Genomic DNA, 24,375 nt, shown 5'->3' on the forward strand with positions numbered 1-24,375 from the left:
AGAAAAAATCAATCAGATGGTGCAAGGTTAAATCCTAAACACTAGAACAATGGGTCTTCCGCCTCGAATCATCTAAGTCAAAAGTGATAAGATGAACGTTCAACGACTATCTCGTATAACTGGCGAGAGTACATCACAAGCCTATGGTGGTGGAAAAATCCTCTATCTCTAAGTAGATAAACATATAGTCTGCGCTCATGTGAAAACATGAGAAGTTCATAAGAGAACTGGCTAAGGAATTGCGGCCCTAGTTGAACAAGATAAATTTTATTGAATCTATCAAACTTCATTGAATTCATCGAACGTACGTGCTGCGATAGGTTCAATGAGGTGAGAATAATAATGAAATTTTCACGAGTTAGTCAAGTATCGGAATTAACAGGTTTGTATCCTGGTAGTCTCAGGAGAATGCTGGTGGAACACGCTACGATTCAGAAGAACAAATCTTTCATTAAAGGAGTTACATTCTGATGATATTGGCGAAGAAAGTTAGACTGATTCCAACGCCTGAACAAGAAAAAGTGCTTAGAAACCATGCTGGTGCTGCAAGATTTGCTTATAACTATTGTAAAAGAATGAGTGATAGATACTATAAGCTATTTGGAAAATCTGTTTCACAGTTAGCTTTACAGAAACGATTTACAAAGATCAAGAAGCGAAAGAGATATGAGTGGTTAAAAGACATTAATGCACAAGTTCCCAAACAGGCTTCAAAAGATTTTGATACGGCGAGAAAAAATTCGTTCAAAAAGTACAAAAATGGTTCTCACACTTCTTATAAATCCAAAAAAGATTTAATCCAAGGATTTTATGCCAATTATGAAAGACTGATTATAGGAAAGAAAGTCGTTCATATTCAGTCTATTGGAGAAGTGAAAACAAGCCAACAACTACCAAGAAACAAAAAACCATCCAATCCAAGAGTTACCTTTGATGGTCGTCACTGGTGGATTAGTGTAGGATTCCAAGAAGACTTTGAATTCCAAGAACTAACGAACGAGTTGATTGGTGTGGATGTTGGGTTAAAAGAGTTGTTTGTAGCTTCTAATGGTATGAAAGAACGAAATATAAACAAAGATGCCAAGGTTAAAAAGCTTTTGAAAAGGAAAAAGTCAGCACAAAGAGATATGTCTAGGCGATTTAAAAAAGGTGTAAAAATTCAATCTGCCGGATATGAAAAAGCGAAAGCTGAGCACCTGCGGTTATCTAGGAAAATTACGAATATCCGAAATAACCATATCCATCAAGCAACAGCTAAATTGGTGAAAACCAAACCAATGAGGATTGTTGTGGAAGACTTATCTATCTCAAACCTGTTAAAAAACAAAAAGCTATCGAAAGCATTTTCATTTCAAAAATTAAACTTCTTCTTTCAATGTTTGTCATACAAGTGCGAGAAGTACGGCATTGCGTATGTAAAAGCTGATAAATGGTTCGCCTCAAGCAAGATTTGCTCATGTTGCGGCGTAAAATACGACCATTCAGTTCAACCAGAAGGACAGTGGAGTTTAAAGATTCGTGAATGGCGTTGTGCTTCATGCAATAGCCATCACGATAGGGATGTAAATGCTGCGATAAATTTATCAAGATGGGTAAAATAAATGCTTGATAATAGGAGGTAACGATACTGCCTCGTGTGGAGTGTTATACCCCTCGTCCCTTCGGGGTTGCGAGAACACGATGAAGCACTAACTCGTGTAAATTTGATTGAATTGTATAGATTTAGTTAAGTTTATCGTATCGGAAGTTCATTCAATTATCAGATTGCCACTACATGCGCAAAAATTTATCGAGAAAACAAGCGTTATCACAATTAACAGCTCATATAGAACGTCACGGAGATGTGTATGATCGCACGACATCAAGACAATTGTGGGAACGAAAAATATCGAAACGTTTACGCTGGTTTATGGAAATGAATCTTGAGGAAACGAAAGGGCTATTAAAAGATATTTTAGCAGCAAAACGAAAAATTATTATTTCACTTCCAAGTACAAAACAAGTGGATAAGCGAGTATGGCAAGCGTTAATGCGTACAAATGCGCAAATAACAGTGTATAGTGACGGACCAGTTCCACTGAAAAATGTAAAGTTACAAAGACAAAATAAAGCATTCCCGTTCCTAGTAATCGATGATGAAATCTTCTGGGCAGGCGCACCGCTTACATCTCAAATGATGTTTGAAGGTAGTACGGAATTTCCGTACGTATGTGCAAGACTGCAAGCACCTGAGACAATTGGTGTATTAAAAGGATTTTTAGATATTCGGTAAATTCGGATAGGAATTCCTTGACTTTTACTTGGAATGAACTTAGAATAAAAAATAATTTAATATAATTTTATGAAAATTCTTATCACGAGAGGTGGAGGGACTGGCCCTATGATACCTCGGCAGCGGATTCGTTATGAATACTGTGCCAATTCCAGCAAGGTAACTTGAAAGATAAGAAAGAAGCTCATTTTGACTGTATATACAGAAGCCTCTTTCTATCTTTTAGAAAGAGGCTTTTTTACGTGAAAATAAAAGGAGGAAGAACAATGGGAGCGACAGGAGTAGCGTCACAAAGAAAAACAATTGAAGAGAGTATCGAAAGAAATAAGGAAAAGTACATAGAAACAAGTCATGATATTCATGCGAATCCGGAGATTGGAAACCAAGAGTTTTACGCATCAAGAACGTTAAGTTTATTACTAGGTAGTGCAGGGTTTCAGTTACAGCACAATATAGCTGGACATGAAACGGGATTTATCGCGCGAAAAAGCTCTGGAAAACAAGGACCGGCAATTGCATTTTTAGCGGAGTACGACGCTTTACCAGGACTCGGTCATGCGTGTGGTCACAATTTAATCGGCACAATTAGTGTTGCAGCAGCAATTGCATTATCAGAAACACTTGAAGAAATTGGCGGAGAAGTTGTCGTGTTTGGTACGCCAGCAGAAGAAGGCGGGCCAAATGGTAGCGCGAAATCAAGTTATGTAAAGGCAGGTTTATTTAAAGACATTGATGCGGCGCTTATGATTCATCCGAGCGGAAAAACAGCGACAACGAGTCCTTCACTAGCAGTCGATCCACTTGATTTTCATTTTTACGGAAAAACAGCTCACGCTGCAGCTTCGCCAGAAGAAGGGATTAACGCATTAGATGCGGTTATTCAGCTCTATAACGGTATTAATGCACTTCGCCAACAACTTCCGTCAGACGTGAGAATTCATGGCGTCATTACAGAAGGAGGAAAAGCACCTAACATTATTCCTGACTACGCTGCAGCAAGGTTCTTCATCCGTGCAGCAACGCGAAAAAGATGCGCGGAAGTAACAGAAAAAGTAAGAAACATTGCTGAGGGAGCAGCGTTAGCAACAGGTGCGAAAGTAAAAATCCATCAATTCCAAAATGAAATCGATGAATTACTCGTAACAAAAACATATAACGATATTGTAGCGGAAGAACTAGAACTATTAGGTGAAGATGTAAATCGTAAAGAAAGAGTAGGAATCGGTTCAACCGACGCAGGAAACGTAAGTCAAGTCGTACCGACAATTCATCCGTACATTAAAATCGGACCAGATGATTTAATTGCACATACGAATGAATTTAGAGAAGCAGCACGTTCAGAACTTGGAGATAAAGCATTAATTACATCGGCAAAAGCATTAGCAAATACGGCGTATCGATTAATTACGGAAGAAGGGTTGTTAGAGAAGGTGAAGGAGGAGTTTAGAGAGGCGCAGAGGAATCAAGGGTAAGGGGATTAAGGTACTTTTTTCGAATAGCAATCTAAATAATAAGTAGAGATATAAAAAAGAACATTGAAAATCAATGTTCTTTTTTTGTTACTAATCATTAATTTTGTTGGATTTTCTCATAAAGGAAAAGCTTTTACTGTTAGCGGAGGATAATACGTATCCTTTATTAGAATGACAATTTCTCCTCAAACTCACTCTTTAAAACAATTAAAGGAGATGACAAGCCAAATTGCATTAAAGAGTCTAAAAATGTAGCGAGAGAATCCATCGAATCGCTCATGACCTTCATCATATAATTAAACTCCCCACTAATTCGATATAAATCTGTTACTTCAGGAGCGGCATTACAAAATTGAATAAAATCAGAGCATTGGCTCGTTTTAAACATGATGAATGCTTGAATGTTTTTATTAATTTTTGCAGGCTCAAATTTCGTTCGATAAGCCGCTATAACTCCTTGATCTTCAAGTTTATTAATACGCTCTTTTACAGCAGGTTGCGTCATGGATATAATTCGTCCTATTTCTGAAACGGAAATTCTCGCATTTTCATACAACAAGTTCATAATTTTATGATCGATTTCATCCAGTTTTACTGTGTTTTGCATTGTGCAGCCTCCTTATTTTGTTTTCTAAAGTGAATCATAAATTATAACTATAATATCATAAGTGAACGAACTAAATTACCTATAAATCTATATTTAAAATGATTGGTTTTTGCATGAAAATATAAGTATGGCATTCATCAAACGGAAATTTAGGAAGGATGGAAGAAATGAAGAATCTTAATGGAAAAGTAGCATTAGTAACAGGAGCGAGTCGCGGAATTGGCCGTGCGATTGCGATGAGATTGGCGAAAGATGGAGCATTAGTTGCGATTCACTACGGTCGAAATAAAACAGCTGCAGATGAAACGATTAGTGAGATTGAATCTAATGGAGGAAAAGCGTTCTTAATTGAAGCTGAACTCAATTCAATTGATGGTGTCAAAAAGCTAGTAGAACAGTTAAAGCATGAATTACAAATAAAAGTTGGTACATCAGAGATTGATATTTTAGTAAACAATGCAGGGATAGGTACACAAGGAACGATTGAAAATACGACAGAAGAAGTTTTTGATGAAATTATGTCTGTAAATATGAAAGCACCATTCTTTTTAATCCAGCAAACATTACCATTAATACGAGCAGAGGGTCGCATTATTAACATTTCATCAGCTGAAGTACGACTTGGTTTTACAGGCTCAATTGCATACGGCTTAAGTAAAGGTGCGCTTAATACGATGACACTGCCTCTAGCTAAACATCTTGGAGAAAGAGGTATAACAGTGAATACAATTATGCCTGGATATACGAAGACAGATATCAATGCAAAATTGCTAGATGATCTGGAAATACGAAATTTTGCTACCAACTCATCTGTGTTCGGACGAATAGGGCAAGTTGAAGATATTGCAGATGCAGTAGCATTCCTTGCTTCTTCTGATAGCCGCTGGGTAACGGGGCAGATTTTAGATGTTTCTGGTGGGTTTTGTTTATAGGGTCACTACTCCATAGCCATCAAGCTAATCTAGTAATTTATAGAAAGATAGGCATACTAAAGAAGTCTATTAAAACGTGATTTTTTCGCTAGGCAACTTGAATCAGGGGGCATTTCTTTTTCTTAAGTTGACGGGTATGTATGGTGCCCCCGATTAGACGATAGTGAATGAACAATTTCGGGGTTCAGTTCAACTTTATTCAAAATAAGATTTTTTGCAGTAAAATCAATGTTAGTGGAACTTTTTTAAAAATTAACATAAATACTTGCAATATTTAAATTAGTACTATATAGTTCTAGTTATGACAAAGATAAAATTAATGAATCAAAAACGTGTGATTGAAGTAGCTGCAACATTATTTTTAGAAAAAGGGTTTGCTTATACAAGTATGGATGAATTAGTACGTGTAAGCAAAGTTTCAAAGTCTAATGTGTATTATCATTTTTCTAATAAGGAAGTATTATTAGAAGGGGTCGTTGATTATTGGATTGAAATGTATCAATCTGCAATTGATGACATACTTTCTCAGAACCAATTTTTAGTTGAAGATCGTATCCAACTGTTTTTAAAGCAATTATCACAAGGAGTTCAATCGAGAGAGTATAAGGGAAGCTGTCCATTTATTACTCTTTATATTCAAAGTCCTAAACAGGCCACGCAAATAAAAGAAAAAATAGGTCTTTTTTTTACAGGATTACAAAAGAAAGTTTCTCTATTACTTAAACAAGGGGTAGAGAATGGAGAATTTAGAAATACGATTAATATTGATGAGGTTGCATCACTTTTTATTACAAATCTTGAAGGAGCGTTATTTATTTCAGAAACATTGAAGGATGCAACTGTAATCACGAAAACAGCAGATCATTTTTTAAAATTGCTTCGATAAAAGAAGCATTTTTTTTACATTAAATTAGTACTAAGTAGTACTAAAAGGGGGATTTTATATGAGAACAGTATTTTTAACTGGTGGAACAGGCTTTATTGGAAAGCAATTAGTAAAAGAATTAGCCAAAGAGGATGTTAAAATTCTTCTTTTAGTGAGGTCGAAAAATAAAGCAACACGCCTTTTTCAAGAAAGAGGCATCTTAAAAAAGGAAGTTATGCACTTTATTGAAGGTGATTTGACGAAAATAGATTTAGGTCTAAGTGCTGAAGATAAGGAGAGGGTATTGAAAACGGATGTGATTATTCACGCAGGAGGCCCCATGGATATTCAAGCGACAAGTAAAGAGGCAGCTTCCGTATTTTTAAATGGTGCCAAACATATTAGTGAATTAGCTGAAAGTATTCATCAATTGAAGGGCTTGCAACAATTTATTCATGTTGTAGGTTATATGAGTCCCTTTGATGATAAAAATAGCAAGATTGCAATTGATGTGTTTAAAGAAGGAAACAATTATTTGAAAATAAAAAATCCATATGAGAGAACAAAATTTTTAGCAGATCTTTATATCCGTCAGCAGGCATCAGCAGTAGGTTATCCGCTTTCTGTAATTAATCCGCCAACTGTAGTCGGTAGTAGTAAAACAGGGAGTACAGAGCAGATAGCAGGATTAGGTTTGCTTGTGCTGAGTATGCGAAGAGGGCTCATGCCAGTGATTCCTGGAGGTAAGGGATATAGGTTACCACTTATTTCAAACGATGAGCTTGCGAAGTTTATTGTGCAGGTTTTCAGATTGGAGCAACCGACTATTCAAACATATACACTTGTTGAAGACAAACAGCACGATCAAAACATTGCTGAATTATTAAGTATTATGTCGGAAAGTATGAATATGAGGGCACCAAAAATCTCTGTTCCAATGCCATTTATGAAAGCAATTATGAATAGTGGAGGAAGTAAAATAACAAAAATTCCTTCTGATGGACTGAATTTTATTACAAAACAAAAATTTTCAAATGTTTCAGCGAAAAAAATTATGGGAGGAGATTGGTTTAAGAAGACGAGTGTAATGAAATTTTTCCCTGCCGTAGTAGCTGATCTGGATTATCGAATAATGTATCAAAATGGCCGGCATAATCATTTATTTAAACGAACATTATGCGATAACACTACCCTTTACCAATTACAAGGAAAGGGTAAACCGTTTATTTTATTACATGGTTTATTGAGTGATGGAGAGGATTTATTTCCTTTAGCACAAGAGCTTCATGAAAAAACTGGTCAACCTGTATGGATCTTGGATCTTCCAGGTTTGGGACGGTCTCCTTTTAAACGAGAGAAAAATCTTCTAGATATCTATTTGAATGTAGTGAAAAAGTTATTGGAGAAAGCTACGAATGGTGCGCATCTAATTGGACATTCATTCGGTGCGTTTATTCTTCTGGAAGCATTGGTACAAGAGTACATAGATAAGAAGTATTCAATCACTTTACTTCAGCCACCTGTTGCTAAAAAAAATGCTAAATCGCTAAATGTTCCTCAAGTTATGAACAAATGGACATTAAAATTAGCAACTACTAATTTGATAGGGCGTTATTTATTAAGTAATGGTTTGTTTGAAAGTACGGAGAGCATCCCTGAACATTATATTGAAAAGATAAGTAAAAGTTTTACTTCTCCTAGAATTTTAAATACTACGGTTCAGCTTAACAGTTTACTACTGAAAAACGATCAAGGTGATTTCAATGAAGTAACAAAGTATAATCTTCACATTATTTGGGGGGATTATGACAGAGCCTATTCTGCTCCATCGCATCTTGGTAAGGTTGATTTTGTTCCATATGGCCATCATTTTCCTCTTAGCCACCCGAGTGAAACGGCAACATTAGTAATAAAAAATAGTAATAGTAGCAGATGAGAGTGTGGGATAAATAAAAAGTGTGTAGTAAGATCGTTGTGTCTTTGAAATAAAATCGTACTGTTTGGAGTCCCGCGAACAAGACGCGAATTTTGCACGCTAAGCAAAAAAACAATAAGCTGTCCACATGGACAGCTTATTTACATTATTCTCGTTATTGGAAGTTATTTTTAACTTTTCCTGATCTGAAAGAGTCAATCTTTTTTTATATAATTTATCAATAATTATTCTTTTTTCTCCGGCTGATAGGAAAGAATAACGACACCTGAACTGGTCGTTATTGTTTCTATAAGTTTTAATGCTTTTGTATTGCTCTGGTCTTTAAAGAGACGCTTTCCGCTTCCTACGATAACGGGATTGATTATAAAGTGATATTCATCAATGAGGTCATGTTGCATCAATGTCTGTATAAGCTCACCACTACCATAAATTAAAAGGTTCTGACCGGGCTGTTCCTTCAGTTTCGATATTTCTTCTACAATATTACCCTTGATAAGATTTGCATTCCATTCGGTTTTTTCCAAAGTTGTTGAAGCAACAAATTTAGGTATGCTGTTCATCTTATCAGCAAAACCCTCTTCATCAGTCATAGAAGGCCAGGCAGCTGCAAAACCTTGATAGGTTACTCGCCCTAGTAGAAGCGCTTCACTTTCAAACAGTAAATCGGATTGAAACTTTGCTACTTCTTCATTGAAATATGGAGCAGTCCAAGCTGGTTCCTCCATGACACCATCTAGTGAGAGGTACATCGATACAATTATTTGTCCCATTTTGTTCTCCTTTAATTTTAAATTGAGATTTTTACATATTGGTAACAAAATTATTAATTCTCCAGCTAGAGAAATTCTCCCTTTTTAATAGTTTCGACAAAATGTATTTATATATGTTTCGGAATAATCTAATATATATTAATAACTTTGAAATATTGTATAACTTCTAATTTTTATGCATTATTGATTAGCATTGCTTATTGTGCTAACGAATCAGGATAGTGTGGCGACCGACTAAATAGTTGCTTATCCTCATTTATTAGAAGGGAAGTTCTATCATTTCGCGAATTTGTTAGACATAGACGAGCGCTATAATTTTCTATATCTACATATAAGAGGTGACTACGCATGAATCAAAGACCGTCAGAAGAAGAATACGCCGGAAGCTCCGGCGAATATATCCGTTTGGTGCCGGACGGTAACATCATCGATATTCTGCTCGCCCAGGAAAAGCAAATGACCGAGCTCCTGGCATCGTTGACCGAAAGCCAGGCCGCATATCGGTATGCGGAAGGGAAATGGACGTTGAAAGAAGTCGTGGGCCACATTGCAGACGCGGAACGCGTCATGACCTACCGCCTGCTCCGGTTCGCAAGAGGGGACCAGACACCTCTGACTGGTTTCGATCAGGAATTGTTCATACCTCCTTTCGGAAGCTGGACAACCGCACAATTGGCCGAAGACTACCGGGCCGTACGGCAATCAACGATCACATTGCTGCGCGGGCTACCGGCTGAGGCGTGGACCCGCAAGGGCACAGCCAACAACCTAAGCATTACGGCGCGCGCCCTCGCGTACGGCGTCGCAGGACACGAACTTCATCACATGGCGGTCATCCGAAATCGGTATTTGAGTTAATTGCCGGCTGAGGCCATTGGAATGGAACTAACACCTATCATACAATCTTTTAGATACCGTTCTTATGAGGGGCCCGCCCCACAACCATCTTAGACAATTTTTGAAATTAAAAGCACGTTACTATTCTCTTATGTTAATGAGAAAGGTTGACGTGCTTTTTATGAATATGCACCAAAAACAAGAGCATATCGATTTTTCTCATTTTGGGGTATTTGTTTTTCTTAGATTGAGGGTGATGGGGCACTACTCTATAATGATCAAATTAAAATTTAAAATAGTTATAGAGACTCCATTTCTCGGAAATATTGTAACTATTAAGTTGTAAAAAGAACCATAGTTTTTCATTTTTGAAAAGGTTATGGTCTTTTTTAATTGTAACAAAGATATGATGCGAGGAAGTTTTTTAGATAAATCAAAAAAACTTGATTAATAAGTTGCATATAGAACTCATCTACGTATATACTATAAACATCAAAAAAAGTTGATGAAGGGAAGTGAACTACAGTGGCACAAAATTTTCAGCTCTATGAGAAAAAGTTTAAAGCGTTGGCGGATCAGAAACGTTTAGAAATCATGTATGAACTTTGCCAGCGAGGACAGACGTGTGTATGTGATTTAACAGAAGTTTTTGAAATGACGCAATCTAAATTATCATATCATTTAAAAATTTTATTAGATGCAGGTTTGATTGTAAAAGAAACAAAAGGTACGTGGAGTTATTATGATTTAAATGATGCGGAAGTGAATAATTTATTATCAGAAGAATTGTGCTGTATCTTTAGAAAAACAGGGAAAGGTAGTTGCTGTTAAAATTTTGAGTTATTAATCAAAAAAAATTGATTAATGATATATAAAAAGGAGGAATAAGGTATGAGATATGTTCACGTCGGTATAAACGTTACGAATTTAGAGAAGTCTATTGAATTTTATGAAAAGGTATTTGGTGTTTCACCAGTTAAAGTGAAAACAGATTATGCAAAATTTTTATTAGAGACGCCAGGACTTAATTTTACGCTGAACGTGCGAGATGAAGTGAAGGGAAATCAGGTAAATCATTTTGGTTTCCAAGTGGATACAGCTGAAGAAATTACATTACATAAAGAACGATTAGAAAAAGAAGGTTTCTTCGCGCGTGATGAGATGGATACGACTTGTTGCTATGCAGTGCAAGATAAGTTTTGGGTAACAGATCCAGATGGGAATGAGTGGGAATTCTTTTATACGAAAGCAGATAGTAATGTTCACAAAATTGAAGAGTCATCTTGTTGCGCGACTTCAAATGAGGTAGCTAAAAATTCTTGTTGTTAATAGGAGATGGAAAATAGAATGAAACGTTTATCTTTTCTAGACCGATATTTAACACTATGGATTTTTCTAGCGATGGCTGTTGGGATTGGTTTAGGGTTTGTGTTCCCTAGTGTAGTAGACGGACTGAATACATTACAGGTTGGAACGACGTCTATTCCGCTTGCTGTTGGTTTAATTGTAATGATGTATCCACCGTTAGCGAAAGTTCGCTATGAGGAAATGGGCCGAGTATTTAAAGATGTAAAAGTGTTAGTGCTATCTTTAGTACAAAATTGGATTATTGGTCCGGTACTTATGTTTGTGTTAGCAATTATTTTTCTTCCTGATAAACCAGAATACATGGTTGGTCTCATTATGATTGGGTTAGCACGTTGTATTGCAATGGTAATTGTTTGGAACGATCTTGCTGATGGGGATAAAGAGTATGCGGCAGGTTTAGTTGCTTTTAATTCGGTATTCCAAATGCTCTTTTTCTCAGTTTATGCATACGTATTTGTAACTGTAATTCCAGAATGGTTAGGGATTGAAGGTGCTATTGTCGATATTACAATGATAGAAGTAGCAAAATCAGTATGTATCTATTTAGGAATTCCTTTTATAGCAGGTATGTTGACACGCTTTGTACTAGTTAAGTTAAAAGGAAGACAGTGGTATGAAAAAGTGTTTATACCTAAAATTAGTCCACTTACATTACTTGCATTGCTATTTACAATCATCGTTATGTTCTCTTTAAAAGGAGAGATGATTGTTAGCGTGCCACTAGATGTGGTAAGAATAGCGATTCCGTTATTAATCTATTTTATTGTAATGTTTTTTGTTTCTTTCTTTATGGGAAGAAAAATTGGTGCAAACTATCCGGTGACGACAACGTTAGCATTTACAGCAGGTAGTAATAACTTTGAGTTAGCAATTGCTGTAGCAGTTGGTGTGTTTGGTATTCATTCGGGCGCAGCATTCGCAGCTGTCATTGGACCGTTAGTCGAAGTACCTGTCATGATTGCACTTGTAAATGTCGCTTTTTGGTTTAAACGTAAATATTTTAATGATCAATCAACTTAAAAACAAAGGTGGAAAACAACATGGAAAACAAAAAAACAATCTATTTCTTATGTACAGGAAATTCATGCCGAAGCCAAATGGCAGAAGCGTGGGGTAAACAATATTTAGGAGGTAAGTGGAATGTATATTCTGCAGGAATCGAAGCACATGGAGTGAATCCAAATGCGATTAAAGCAATGAATGAAGTGAATATCGATATAACAAATCAAACATCAGATATGATTGATACAAACATTTTAAATAATGCTGATTTAGTCGTTACACTTTGTAGTCATGCGGATTCTGTTTGTCCTTCGACACCTTCGCACGTAAATCGTGTTCACTGGGGATTTGATGACCCGGCAGGAAAAGAATGGTCTGAATTTCAACGTGTTCGCGATGAAATTGGTGAACGTATAAAGCGATTTTCTGAAACAGGTGAGTAAATAAAGGAAAGAGTCAACTCAATCGAGTAGGCTCTTTTTTATGTGCTATGAAACTTCAAAATAGAACGGTATGACGGTAGTAGAATGTTGTAATAAACGTGGATTTAATCACGAAAAAACGACTCCATTCACGTTTTTCAGGTTATCTGATGTATAGGTGAATTTTTTGAGAAAAAAATGTTTATAAAAAGCCTTGAAATATTCTGAAAATTAAATTATTATTATCCATGTAAACTACTAAGTAATCGTTTACATGGATGGAATAAGGGTTTAAACAAAACTGAAGTAAACGATTTCTTGAAAACTAAGAAAGAGTGATAAAATGGCAAAGTCTACAATTAAAGATGTTGCAATGGAAGCGAATGTGTCTACAGCTACAGTATCTCGAGTGTTAAACGAAAGTGGATTTGTAAGTGACGACATTAAAGATCGTGTTTTTTTAGCTGTGAAAAAGCTTAATTATCAACCAAATGCGATTGCTAGAAGTTTAAAGCAAGATAAAACATACACGATTGGTGTTGTGATTCCGGATATCACAAATCATTATTACATGACAATTTCAAAGGCGATTGAAGATATTGTGCAGCAAAAGGGCTATAACCTTATTTTTTGTAGCAGTCATGAAAATCCTAAAAAAGAGGATAAATTGTTGCAGCTACTAGTGGAACAACGGGTAGATGCAATTGTGTTGGCTACTGCTGGAGGTTGTGAAGAAAGAGTAAGAAGTATTCATCAAGCTGGTGTACCAATAGTTTTAGTTGATCGGACTGTTGAGATTGGAGATTCAAAATTAGATTCGGTTGTAGAAAGTAATTTTGAAAGTGCTTATAGATTAACGAGCTATCTTTTACAACAGGGGCATCGATCGATTGGTCTTGTAAATGGATTGTTAAACGTTAGTACAGGTAAAGAGCGCTATGAAGGATTTCAGAAAGCTTTAGAAGAGTTTGGGATTCAAGAAGATGAAAACTATACGTTTAATAGCACTTTCACAAGAGAAGGTGGTATGAAAGCAGTTGATTATTTTCTTAATTTCACTGAGAAACCGTCAGCTATTCTATCTTTGAACAATGAAATGGCATTTGGTGTTCTTCTTGAATTAACGAGGAGAGGCTACTCTGTACCAGAGGACATCGTGATCGCTTCTTTTGGTGATGTGGAAGCAGCACAATTATTACAAGCGCCTGGGATTATATCGGTAGCGCACAAACCATACGAAATGGGAGAAAGGGTAGGCGATATATTACTGAAACGCTTAAATAATGAAGAAGGTCCCTTTAATGAAATATTTACACCGAGGTTACAAATAGATGCACAAAGTGTAAGTAGTTGAAACGTATTTTCGTTAAGATAAAAATCGGAAGGGAGATAGAAATGCTAAAAGGAATACCGAAAATAATGAGTCCGGATTTAATGAAGGTTCTTTTAGAAATGGGGCATGGGGATGAGATTGTTTTAGCGGATGGCAATTTCCCCGCTGCCTCTTGCGGGACGAAGCTCATTCGATGTGAAGGTCATGGGGTTCTTGAAGTATTACAGGCAATTTTGCAATTCTTTCCACTCGATACGTATAGTAATCATTCTGTTTCATTAATGAAAGTCGTAAAAGGGGATCCTACCACGCCCTCCATTTGGGAAACATATGATGCGACAATTAAAAAATATGATACTCATTTTGATGGTTTTGAGATGATTGACCGCTTTGCATTTTATGAGAGGGCAAAGAAGGCGTATGCAATTGTTGCAACGAGTGAAAGTGCTCTCTATGCCAATATGATTTTAAAAAAGGGCGTGGTTACTGATTAACGCATTATTAAACTAATATATTGTTTCATTAAAAATTTGATAGGGTAGTAGGTGATAGGATGAGTGAATTATTGCTGAAAATGGATGGAATTAGTAAAGCGTTCCCTGGAGTGCAAGCGCTTTCTAATGTGCGATTTGAATTGAAAAAAGGCGAAGTTCACGCACTTTTGGGAGAGAATGGAGCCGGAAAATCTACATTAATGAAAATTTTAACAGGAATTTATCAAAGAGATGCTGGAACCATTGCGTATGAAGGAAAAGAAATAGAGGTTCCAGATACAAAAGCAGCACAAAGACTCGGAATCAGCATTATTCATCAGGAACTTAATTTGGCTCCGCATTTAACAGTTGCCCAAAATATTTTTATTGGAAGAGAACCTAAAGGGCTATTTAATCTTTTTTTGGATGAAAAAGAACTCAATAACAGAGCGAAAAAACTATTTGAAAGGTTAAACATTCATCTAGACCCAAGAGAATTGGTAGGCAATTTAACAGTTGCGAAACAGCAAATGGTGGAAATCTCTAAAGCTCTTTCTTTTGATTCAAAAGTACTGATTATGGATGAGCCAACCGCAGCTTTAACGGATACTGAAATCGATGCATTATTTGTTATGATTCGGAAATTACGACAAGATGGTGTGGGAATTGTATATATCTCTCACCGCATGGAGGAGCTTAAGAAAATTACGGACCGTGTATCGATTATGCGAGACGGTACATACGTAGGAACGATGAACACGAAGGATGCAACGATTGAACAAATTATTTCCATGATGGTTGGAAGAGAAATTGATAACAATCAAAAACCAGAAATGAAAGAGAGAACGAGAGAAAAAGTGTTTGAAGTAAAAAATTTAAAGAGAGGGAACACGATAAAAGATGTAAGTTTTGAACTGTATAAAGGGGAAATCGTTGGCTTTGCTGGATTGATGGGTGCTGGAAGAACAGAAGTAGCCCGTGCCATATTTGGGGCAGACCCACTAGATTCAGGGGAGATTTTTATTAAGGGAAAAAGACAGAATATTAAAAATCCTTCCGATGCAGTACAACATGGAATTGGCTATTTGTCTGAAGATCGAAAACAGTTTGGACTTCTAGTTGGGATGGATGTCAAAACAAATATTGCAATGGCATCGATGAAAGATTATGTAAAACCTTTCGGCTGGATGAATGTATCGAAAGTGGATCAACAATCTGAGGAATTAATTAAGAGGTTAAAAATAAAAACACCATCAGGTAATCAATTAGTGAAAAATCTTTCAGGAGGGAATCAGCAAAAAGTTGTTATTGGCAAGTGGTTGACTAGAGATTCAGATGTCTTAATCTTTGATGAGCCTACTCGTGGTATTGATATCGGGGCAAAAGACGAAATTTATAAGTTACTACATGATTTAGCACAGCAAGGAAAATCTATTATTATGATTTCCTCAGAGCTTCCTGAAATTTTAAGGATCAGTCACCGCGTGATTGTTATGTGTGAAGGCAAAATAACAGGAGAATTGAAAAATGATGAAAAAGCATCGCAAGAAGCAATTATGACTCTTGCAACAAAACGAATGATGTAATGAATAGTAACGGATGATAAAGGAGTGAACAAAAATGGAAATACAAAAGGTAGTCGAACTTCCAGTTGAAGGGAAGATGAGGAAAGGGATAAATTCAAACGCGCTTCAACAGCTTCTAGCATTTGCAAGTTTAATTGTACTTGTTGTCATTTTTTCAATTACTTCAGCTAATTTTCTACAATTTGATAACATTATAGGAATCTTTTTATCGACAGCTGTTACAGGCATCCTTGCTTTAGGGGCAACGATGATTATCGTTACAAGTGGAATTGATTTATCCTGTGGAACCGTACTAACCTTGTCTTCGGTTATGACAGGTGTATTTGCTGTCAACTTAGGTTTACCAGTTTGGGTAGCTGTACTTGGAGGTATTTTAATAGGTGCCGTAGTAGGTTTAATTTCTGGAGCTGCAATTGCAAAGTTGAAGATTCCCCCATTTATTGCAACGTTAGCGATGATGATGATCGCAAAAGGATTGGCACTTGTTATTTCGAAAGCCACTCCAATTTATTTCACTTCTATACCAAGCTTTAACAAAATTGCGATGGGTTCTATTATTCCTGGCTTTGCTATTCCGAATGCTGTTTTCATCTTTTTTGGAATGGCTATTTTCGCAAGCTTAATTTTAAATAAAACGATTATCGGAAGGTATACATTTGCACTAGGAAGCAATGAAGAAGCAACCAGGCTTTCTGGAGTGAATGTTGATAAGTGGAAAATCATTATCTATATGATTGCAGGTGTTTTTACTGGTGTTGCAGGGATTATCATGGCATCTCGTCTAAATTCTGCTCAGCCAGCTTTAGGTGCAGGATATGAATTAGAAGCAATCGCAGCAGTCGTTATCGGAGGAACTTCTTTAAGTGGTGGTAAAGGAACAATTCTTGGTACTGTTATCGGTGCATTGATTATGAGTGTGTTAACAAATGGTCTTCAAATTCTTTCGGTACCTCAAGAATGGCAAACGGTAGTTGTTGGCGCGGTTATCTTATTAGCAGTTTACGCAGATGTGTTACGAAACAAAAAAGCAAAGAATTAATTGCGATACTGCTTTTTAAATAAAACAATATATAGGGGGAATTTTGGATGAAGAAAGCAAAAAAGGGTATAGTTTTATCGTCAATTCTCGCAATTTCAATGTTTATGGGAGCGTGTTCTTCAAATGGTGCAAGCACAGGAAGTAAGGATAGTAATGCCCCTACAAAAGATGACGGTAAGCGCTATGTGGCTATTATTTCAAAAGGGTTCCAGCATCAGTTCTGGCAAGCAGTTAAAAAAGGAGCTGAGCAAGCAGCAGATGAGTATAAAGTAAATATTACATTTGTAGGTCCTGAAACGGAAGCGCAGGTTGATAAACAAGTTGAAATGCTCCGTAGCACACTTGATAAAAAACCAGATGCGATTGGTTTTGCGGCATTAGATTCTAAGGCTGCTCTTCCATTATTAGAACAAGCAAAAAACAAAAAAATTCCGGTTGTTGCGTTTGACTCAGGTGTTGAGGGAGATATACCTGTAGCAACAGCTGCAACGGATAATAAAGCAGCGGCAGCTCTTGCAGCTGAGAAAATGGCTGGATTAATTGGTGAAAAAGGAGAAGTAGCAGTAGTTGCTCACGACCAGACAAGTAAAACAGGTGTTGAACGCCGAGATGGCTTTGTAAATACAATCAAATCAAAGTATCCGAACATCAAACTTGTCGATATTCAATATGGTAGCGGCGACCAATTAAAATCGACTGACGCTGCTAAGGCAATTATGCAAGCGCACCCAAATGTAAAAGGTATTTTCGGTACAAATGAAGGTTCTGCGATAGGGGTAGTAAATGCTGTTAAAGAATTGAACAAAAAGAGTGTAGTAGTAGTTGGCTTTGACTCTGGAAAACTACAAATTGATGCGATTAAGAGCGGAGTGATGGCAGGTGCGATTACGCAAAATCCAATTGGAATTGGTTACGAAACTGTGAAAGCAGCTGTTGAGAACCTAGATGGGAAACAAGTATCCAAAACAATTGACACTGGTTTCTATTGGTACGATAAAAAGAACATTGATGATCCAAAGATTAAGGAAGTGCTATATCAATAAAATCTAAAACGAAACTAGCGGTGCAAATAAGAGAGAAACTGAGGTGCATAACATTGTCTAATGTAATAAATGATTTGAAATTATATGCAAATAAGATTGTCCAAACAGGTCTTGTAGTAGGAGCAGGTGGAAATTTGAGTATGAGAGATGGGAATATGATGTATATCTCTCCTAGTGGTTTTGATTTGCAAGAGATAGAAGACCACGAGTGGGTACGTGTCAATATTGAAACTGGTGAGATATTGGATGATTTAAAACCATCTTCTGAAATATTAATGCATTTGGAATGTTTTCGTAAACGTCCTGATATAACAGCTGTTTTACATGCTCATCCAAGTTATTCGGTAGGTGTATCATGTACTGGTCATACCATTCCGAGTCTATTCCCAGATTTTCCAGCAATGATCAAAAGCGTATCTTATCTTGAATATATGATTCCGACTACAGAAGTATTGGCTAACGCTGTATCAAATGTGATTGAAGAAAATGATGTAGTCGTAATGAGGAATCATGGAGTACTTACGGTTGGTAAAACAATGAAAGAAGCATATTTTCTGATGCAAATTCTAGAAGAAGCGGCGAAAGTATATACGATTGCATCAACAGTAGGCGTGCCAAGAATCTTGACAGAGGAAGAATGTCACGAATTAAGAAATCTATCTTCTGAGAAATATAGATTACAACTACTAAAAGATACAGAATAGTTAAGAATGCTTTCAAAGGGCGTGAATGAATGGAAAAAGTTTGGGCTTTTGATTTAGGGGCATCTAATGGGCGTTTAATGGTAAGTGGGTTTGATGGGAAACGCCTGTATCTTGGAGAGGTTCATAGGTTCTCTAATCGCCCTGTTTACGCAACAGGTCATTATTATTGGGATATTTTAAGGATATTCCAAGAAATGAAGAATGGAATTGGGAAAAGTATTAGAAACGGTCATAAGTCGATTGAAAGTTTGTCGATCGATACGTGGGGCGTTGATTTCGGACTTCTATCTGAAACAGGTGAACTGCTTAGCAATCCGTATTCTTATAGAGATCCGCATACAAATGGTAGTTTAAAAGAAATAATGGAAGTCATTCCGAGGGATGTTTTGTTCTCTCGAACGGGCGTCACGCCAGCAGCAATCAATACAATTTGTCAGCTTCAGGCTATAAAAAAGCATAACCCAGATTTAATGGAAAAGGCAAAAACGCTTTTATTAACACCAAACTTGCTGAGCTATTTATTTTCAGGTGTAAAGGCGAATGAATATACGATTAGTACAACGACATCGTTATTTAACATTCACGAGCGTAATTGGGATACTGCCCTCATGAAAAAGTTGAGCTTGCCTACAGAAATGATGGCACATATTGTGATGCCAGGAACGACTCTCGGTCCGACACTTTCTTCCATTCATAACGAATTTGGCATGAATCCTGTTAAAGTTATTGCTGGTACAGGACATGATACAGCTTGTGCTCTTGCCGCACTGCCTATGAAGTCAGAAAATTCTGTATTTATGAGTTGTGGTACGTGGATCTTAATGGGAGTTCAAGTAAAGGATCCAATCATGAATGAACAGGCTTTGGAATGGGGCTTTACAAATGAAGGAACGGCAGATGGCGAGTTTCGACTACTGAAAAATATTATGGGGTTATGGCTCATTCAAGAATGTAGGGGGACTTGGGCAAAAGAAGGTAAGCTTTTTACTTACGAAGAAGAAGCAACATTGATTCGAAATACAAAGCCATTTGCACATTTCATAGACCCAGATGATCCTTCTTTCTTCAATCCGGAAAATATGCCGAAACAAATCCGAGATTTCTGTATAAAGAGTGGTCAACAGCCGCCTGAAACGGAAGGAAGTTTCCTCCGCTGTATTTTGGAGAGTCTCTCACTGAGTTATAGGTGGGTGTTAGAGAAGCTGGAAGTTTTAACTGGAAAGTCAATAGAAGTTATCCACATGGGCGGCGGTGGCATTCAGAATGATCTGTTTTGTCAATTTACCGCAAATGCGACTAACCGTCCTGTTGTAGCGGGGCCAGTTGAAGCGAGTGCGATTGGAAATTCATTATCGCAATGGATCGCGCTAGGAAAAATAAAGGATTTAAAGGAAGGTAGAGAGATTGTTGAAAACTCGTTTCCTGTTAAACATTATCAACCTCAAAACCAATTAGAATGGCAGGAAGCATACGGCCGTTTTATTGAAATAATCGATAACAATGTAGTAAGAAGGGAGCTTTAAAATGAAAACAGTTCATAATAGATTCTACAATACATTACCGAAAATCGGAATTAGACCAACAATTGATGGCAGAAGAAATGGTGTACGTGAATCTCTTGAAGATATGACGATGAATCTTGCAAAATCGGTAGCAAATCTACTAACCGAAAACTTGCGTCATTACAATGGTGAGGCAGTAGAATGTGTCATCGCTGATACATGTATTGGCGGTGTGGCGGAAGCGGCCAAAGCGGCTGAAAAATTTGCAGTAGAGGGAGTTGGTGTTTCTATTACTGTTACACCATGTTGGTGCTATGGTTCTGAAACAATGGATATGGATCCTGATATTCCAAAAGCAGTATGGGGATTTAATGGAACAGAACGTCCAGGGGCAGTGTATCTTGCAGCTGTCTTAGCTGCCCATAATCAAAAGGGCATTCCAGCTTTCGGCATATACGGGAAAGATGTGCAAGACTTAAGTGATACATCCATTCCAGAAGATGTGCAGGAAAAACTACTTCAATTTGCAAAGTCTGGCCTTGTCGTTGCCAGCCTGAGAGGAAAATCGTATCTGTCGATGGGGTCTGTATCTATGGGGATTGCTGGTAGTACCGTTCAACCTGAATTTTTCCAAGATTATTTAGGAATGAGAAATGAATATATTGATATGACCGAATTTGTAAGAAGAATAGATGAAGAGATTTATGATAAGGAAGAATATGAAAAAGCTTTAAACTGGGTAAAAGAGTATTGTCCAGAAGGTCCAGATAATAATGCGGAAGAAATGCAAAGGTCACGGGAGCAAAAAAATAAAGACTGGGAAACTAGCGTTAAAATGACTTTAATTGCAAGGGATCTTATGACTGGAAATCCAAAACTAGCGGAACTTGGCTATGGTGAGGAAGCGCTAGGATACAATGCTATTTCCGCAGGTTTCCAAGGTCAGCGTCAATGGACGGATCATTTCCCGAATGGTGATTTTATGGAGACAATTTTAAATTCCTCCTTTGATTGGAACGGAATTCGCCCGCCATACATTATGGCTACTGAAAATGATAGTTTAAATGGGGTTACGATGCTATTTGGCCATTTATTAACAAATACAGCTCAAGTTTTTGCTGATGTAAGAACATATTGGAGCCCGGAGGCAGTAGAACGTGTGACAGGGCATAAGCCTAAAGGATTAGCAGAAAAGGGATTTATTCATATGATTAACTCCGGTTCAGCTGCACTTGATGGGACAGGACAACAAACGAAAGATGGAAAGCCTGCTATAAAACCGTTTTGGGAAATTACAGAGGAAGAAGTTCAAAATTGTTTAGCAGCTACTTCTTGGAGACCGGCTTCAACAGGGTATTTCCGAGGGGGCGGATTCTCAAGTGATTTCTTAACAAAGGGAAATATGCCTGTAACAGCAGCCCGTCTCAATCTTGTTAAAGGCTTAGGTCCTGTTTTACAAATCGCAGAAGGCTATTCAGTTGAAATCCCAGAAGAGGTGCACGACATATTGGATAAGAGAACAGATCCAACTTGGCCAACAACTTGGTTCGTTCCAAATATAACGGGAGAAGGTGCTTTTAAGGATGTTTACACCGTGATGAATAATTGGGGTGCTAACCACTGTGTAATAAGCTACGGTCATATTGGTAGTGATTTAATTACGCTTGCTTCAATGCTCCGAATTCCTGTAAATATGCATAACGTCAAAGAAGAACAAATCTTTAGACCGAGTGCATGGGGCATGTTCGGAACAAACGATCCAGAAGCAGCAGATTACCGTGCCTGCCAAAACTTTGGTCCATTATACCATTAAGGAAAAAAAGTTCCCCCTGATAATATGTCGGGGGGTTACTATAGAGCATATTTTTTCGCACTGGAATGAAAGTGTTTTACATGTAAAAGAAGTGCAAGTAATAGCAAACTCTTGAACATACGGATACTACTATTTTAAAGAGTTTAGTATCCGAAATAATAGAACAATAAAAAATAGCGGGGGTAAAAAATATGGTGAAAAGTTTATGGGAAGATGCAAAAGCATCTCAATTATCGCAAGGATTGGAACAATTAGTGTATCGTTCAAATTTAATTGGCACAGACCGTGCTGTATGTAATTGGGGCGGTGGAAACACATCGGTAAAGACAGTTGAAAAGGATTTTCGTGGTCATGATGTAGAGGTTATGTGGGTGAAAGGAAGCGGATCTGATTTAGCGACTATGAAAGTGCAAAACTTTACTGGTTTAAAAATGGAAGACATTCGTTTATTGATGGAGCGCGAAGAAATGCCAGATGAAGAAATGGTAGAGTACTTATCTCATTGTATGATTGACAGCAAACATCCGCGTGCGTCTATCGAAACGTTATTACATGCATTTTTACCTTTTAAACATGTGGATCATACACATCCAGATGCTATTATTAGTCTTTGCTGCGCACATAATGGAAAACAAATTGCGGAAGAAATTTACGGTAATCGCTTCGTTTGGGTTCCATATGTGCGTCCGGGATTTACATTATCAAAAATGATTGCAGAAGGCGTGAAAAATAATCCAAATGCTGAACTAGTATTAATGGAAAAACACGGCTTAGTCGTTTGGGGAGAAACAGCGAAAGAAAGCTATGAAAAAACAATTGCGGTCATTAATGAGGCAGAACAATATATTAATGAGCGAGTGAATGAAAGCACTGTATTCGGAGGTCAAAAATACGAAGCACTTTCAGGAGAAGAGCGTAGAAGTATTCTTGCAAAAGTAATGCCGATTATTCGCGGGGCAGTTAGTGATGAAAAGAAAATGCTATTATCCTATGACGATACAGATGAAGTACTTCAATTTGTAAACAGCCGCGATGCACGAGAACTTTCTCAAGTTGGAGCGGCTTGTCCTGACCATTTAGTTCACACAAAGCGCAGTCCTCTTTATATTGATTGGGATCCGCAAACGAAAGATATGGACAGATTAATAGAGAGCATAAAGGTTGGTGTTGAAAGCTTTAAAGAAGAGTATAAAGCTTACTTTGAACGTAACAAATACGAAGGAGACAAAATGTTTGAATCGGCACCGCGCGTTATTTTAATTCCTGGTATCGGTATGGTGAATACCGGTAAAAATGTGGCGATGTCAAAAGTAAGTGGTGCGCTGTATCATAGGGCAATTTCAGTAATGAAAGGCTCCACAACACTTGGAAGTTTTGTTTCTTTAAATGAAAACGAATCTTACAATGTTGAGTACTGGCCATTAGAGCTATATAAATTATCGTTGGCACCAGCAGAAGCGGAATTTTCCCGCAAAGTTGCCTTTATTACAGGTGGTGCTGGCGGAATTGGAAGTGAAACGGGACGATGCCTTGTTTCAGAAGGTGCACATGTAGTGCTTGCTGACTTGAATTTTGAAGGGGCAGAAAAAGTTGCAGCGGAAATTAATGATAAGTATGGTGAAGGCCGTGCTATTGCGGTAAAAATGGATGTAACAAAAGAAGAAGAAGTGAAGACGGCATTTGAACAGGCAGCTCTGACTTACGGAGGCGTTGATAGTATCGTAAACAATGCAGGGCTTGCGACGTCTAGTCCATTCGATGAAACAACGCTTCAAGAATGGAATTTAAATATGAACGTGCTTGGAACGGGATACTTTTTAGTGGCACGTGAAGCGTTCAAGCAAATGAAACAGCAAGGCATTGGGGGGAATATGGTATTTGTCGGCTCAAAAAATTCTGTGTATGCCGGGAAAAACGCTACAGCATACAGCTCTGTAAAAGCACTCGAAACACATTTAGCGAGATGTATTGCAGCTGAAGGCGGTGAGTACGGTATTCGTGTAAATTCAGTTCTTCCAGATGCGGTTCTGCAAGGATCAGCTATTTGGGGTTCGAAATGGCGTGAAGAACGTGCCGCAGCATATGGTATTGAGCCGGACCAGTTAGAGGAACATTACCGTAAACGTACAACATTATTGGTTAATATTTATTCGAAAGATATCGCTGAATCAATTGCTTTCTTTGCCTCTTCAAAGGCGGATAAAACAACTGGATGTATGATTACAGTTGATGGTGGTGTAACAGCGGCATTTACTAGATAATTATTTCTTTTTTTAAAAAGGAAAAAGAGGTGTAATAGGCAAATGTACGTTTGCCTATTATGCTTCCATATAAAAGAATAGCGAATCTCAAGGAGAGAATAAAATAAGTCAATGCGCAGAAGGGGACACTTTACATTC

The 24,375-nt window shown here is 37.4% G+C and carries 21 protein-coding genes, 1 pseudogene and 1 riboswitch; of the genes and pseudogenes, 20 read left to right on the top strand and 2 right to left on the bottom strand.

Annotated features, from left to right (window positions below; all coding sequences use genetic code 11):
- The first annotated feature begins 470 nt into the window (after nt 1-470).
- From IQ781_RS00120 to IQ781_RS00130, 3 genes and pseudogenes are all read left to right on the top strand, one after another.
- Nucleotides 471-1,601: an RNA-guided endonuclease InsQ/TnpB family protein gene (locus IQ781_RS00120; protein WP_000599325.1), complete on the top strand. Its 1,131-nt coding sequence runs from the start codon at nt 471-473 to the stop codon at nt 1,599-1,601.
- Nucleotides 1,602-1,744: 143 nt separating this feature from the next.
- A pseudogene (locus tag IQ781_RS00125) lies at nt 1,745-2,272 on the top strand (phospholipase D-like domain-containing protein); the annotation flags it as partial.
- A gap of 76 nt (nt 2,273-2,348) precedes the next feature.
- Nucleotides 2,349-2,450, top strand: a riboswitch (SAM riboswitch).
- Nucleotides 2,451-2,538: 88 nt separating this feature from the next.
- The gene (locus IQ781_RS00130) at nt 2,539-3,744 is read left to right on the top strand and encodes a M20 family metallopeptidase (protein ID WP_000501344.1); all 1,206 of its coding nucleotides are present in this window, start codon (nt 2,539-2,541) and stop codon (nt 3,742-3,744) included.
- A gap of 166 nt (nt 3,745-3,910) precedes the next feature.
- Here IQ781_RS00130 and IQ781_RS00135 read toward each other — a convergent pair whose 3' ends face one another.
- Nucleotides 3,911-4,351, bottom strand: coding sequence for an Lrp/AsnC family transcriptional regulator (locus IQ781_RS00135; protein ID WP_001181719.1), 441 nt, complete (start codon nt 4,349-4,351; stop codon nt 3,911-3,913).
- 167 nt (nt 4,352-4,518) lie between these two features.
- Between IQ781_RS00135 and IQ781_RS00140 the strand changes: the two genes are divergently transcribed.
- The 3 genes from IQ781_RS00140 to IQ781_RS00150 all read left to right on the top strand — a co-directional run bounded on the left by IQ781_RS00140 (nt 4,519) and on the right by IQ781_RS00150 (nt 8,084).
- A complete protein-coding gene (locus IQ781_RS00140) occupies nt 4,519-5,283 on the top strand; it encodes an SDR family oxidoreductase (protein WP_002204752.1) in 765 nt (254 codons plus the stop codon).
- 319 nt (nt 5,284-5,602) lie between these two features.
- Entirely contained in the window at nt 5,603-6,169 is a 567-nt protein-coding gene (locus IQ781_RS00145) for a TetR/AcrR family transcriptional regulator (protein WP_001072312.1), read from the top strand.
- Nucleotides 6,170-6,227: 58 nt separating this feature from the next.
- Entirely contained in the window at nt 6,228-8,084 is a 1,857-nt protein-coding gene (locus tag IQ781_RS00150; protein WP_063220648.1) for an alpha/beta fold hydrolase, read from the top strand.
- 224 nt (nt 8,085-8,308) lie between these two features.
- Here IQ781_RS00150 and IQ781_RS00155 read toward each other — a convergent pair whose 3' ends face one another.
- Nucleotides 8,309-8,854: a dihydrofolate reductase family protein gene (locus tag IQ781_RS00155; RefSeq protein WP_050229042.1), complete on the bottom strand. Its 546-nt coding sequence runs from the start codon at nt 8,852-8,854 to the stop codon at nt 8,309-8,311.
- Nucleotides 8,855-9,202: 348 nt separating this feature from the next.
- On the opposite strand from IQ781_RS00155, the gene IQ781_RS00160 reads away from it, so the two are divergent.
- The 14 genes from IQ781_RS00160 (at nt 9,203) to IQ781_RS00225 (ending at nt 24,237) form a co-directional block, all read left to right on the top strand.
- Nucleotides 9,203-9,712: a DinB family protein gene (locus IQ781_RS00160; RefSeq protein WP_050229045.1), complete on the top strand. Its 510-nt coding sequence runs from the start codon at nt 9,203-9,205 to the stop codon at nt 9,710-9,712.
- Nucleotides 9,713-10,216: 504 nt separating this feature from the next.
- The gene (gene arsR, locus IQ781_RS00165) at nt 10,217-10,522 is read left to right on the top strand and encodes an arsenical resistance operon transcriptional regulator ArsR (protein ID WP_002026021.1); all 306 of its coding nucleotides are present in this window, start codon (nt 10,217-10,219) and stop codon (nt 10,520-10,522) included.
- A 60-nt stretch (nt 10,523-10,582) separates the two neighbouring features.
- Nucleotides 10,583-11,020, top strand: coding sequence for an ArsI/CadI family heavy metal resistance metalloenzyme (locus IQ781_RS00170; protein WP_001271013.1), 438 nt, complete (start codon nt 10,583-10,585; stop codon nt 11,018-11,020).
- Nucleotides 11,021-11,038: 18 nt separating this feature from the next.
- Nucleotides 11,039-12,079 (top strand): ACR3 family arsenite efflux transporter, encoded by a 1,041-nt coding sequence (arsB, locus tag IQ781_RS00175; protein ID WP_061457430.1) that lies wholly within the window; start codon nt 11,039-11,041, stop codon nt 12,077-12,079.
- A 20-nt stretch (nt 12,080-12,099) separates the two neighbouring features.
- A complete protein-coding gene (gene arsC, locus IQ781_RS00180) occupies nt 12,100-12,504 on the top strand; it encodes an arsenate reductase (thioredoxin) (RefSeq protein ID WP_000428364.1) in 405 nt (134 codons plus the stop codon).
- A gap of 322 nt (nt 12,505-12,826) precedes the next feature.
- A complete protein-coding gene (locus tag IQ781_RS00185) occupies nt 12,827-13,837 on the top strand; it encodes a LacI family DNA-binding transcriptional regulator (protein ID WP_063220651.1) in 1,011 nt (336 codons plus the stop codon).
- A 41-nt stretch (nt 13,838-13,878) separates the two neighbouring features.
- Nucleotides 13,879-14,310 (top strand): RbsD/FucU family protein, encoded by a 432-nt coding sequence (locus IQ781_RS00190; RefSeq protein ID WP_063220652.1) that lies wholly within the window; start codon nt 13,879-13,881, stop codon nt 14,308-14,310.
- A gap of 59 nt (nt 14,311-14,369) precedes the next feature.
- Nucleotides 14,370-15,875, top strand: coding sequence for a sugar ABC transporter ATP-binding protein (locus IQ781_RS00195; protein ID WP_139847111.1), 1,506 nt, complete (start codon nt 14,370-14,372; stop codon nt 15,873-15,875).
- A 34-nt stretch (nt 15,876-15,909) separates the two neighbouring features.
- Nucleotides 15,910-16,914, top strand: coding sequence for an ABC transporter permease (locus tag IQ781_RS00200; RefSeq protein ID WP_180358748.1), 1,005 nt, complete (start codon nt 15,910-15,912; stop codon nt 16,912-16,914).
- A 47-nt stretch (nt 16,915-16,961) separates the two neighbouring features.
- Nucleotides 16,962-17,957, top strand: a complete 996-nt coding sequence (locus IQ781_RS00205; protein WP_139847110.1) for an ABC transporter substrate-binding protein — start codon at nt 16,962-16,964, stop codon at nt 17,955-17,957.
- Between the two features lie 53 nt (nt 17,958-18,010).
- Nucleotides 18,011-18,661, top strand: coding sequence for a class II aldolase/adducin family protein (locus IQ781_RS00210; RefSeq protein WP_139847109.1), 651 nt, complete (start codon nt 18,011-18,013; stop codon nt 18,659-18,661).
- A gap of 29 nt (nt 18,662-18,690) precedes the next feature.
- Nucleotides 18,691-20,184, top strand: a complete 1,494-nt coding sequence (locus tag IQ781_RS00215; protein ID WP_139847108.1) for a rhamnulokinase — start codon at nt 18,691-18,693, stop codon at nt 20,182-20,184.
- Between the two features lies 1 nt (nt 20,185).
- Nucleotides 20,186-21,976, top strand: coding sequence for an L-fucose isomerase (locus tag IQ781_RS00220; RefSeq protein ID WP_242808207.1), 1,791 nt, complete (start codon nt 20,186-20,188; stop codon nt 21,974-21,976).
- A gap of 191 nt (nt 21,977-22,167) precedes the next feature.
- Nucleotides 22,168-24,237, top strand: a complete 2,070-nt coding sequence (locus tag IQ781_RS00225; RefSeq protein WP_139847106.1) for a bifunctional aldolase/short-chain dehydrogenase — start codon at nt 22,168-22,170, stop codon at nt 24,235-24,237.
- Nucleotides 24,238-24,375 lie beyond the last annotated feature (138 nt).

The sequence above is a fragment of the Bacillus sp. N447-1 genome (assembly GCF_022701035.1).
Taxonomy (GTDB): Bacteria; Bacillota; Bacilli; order Bacillales; family Bacillaceae_G; genus Bacillus_A; species Bacillus_A cereus.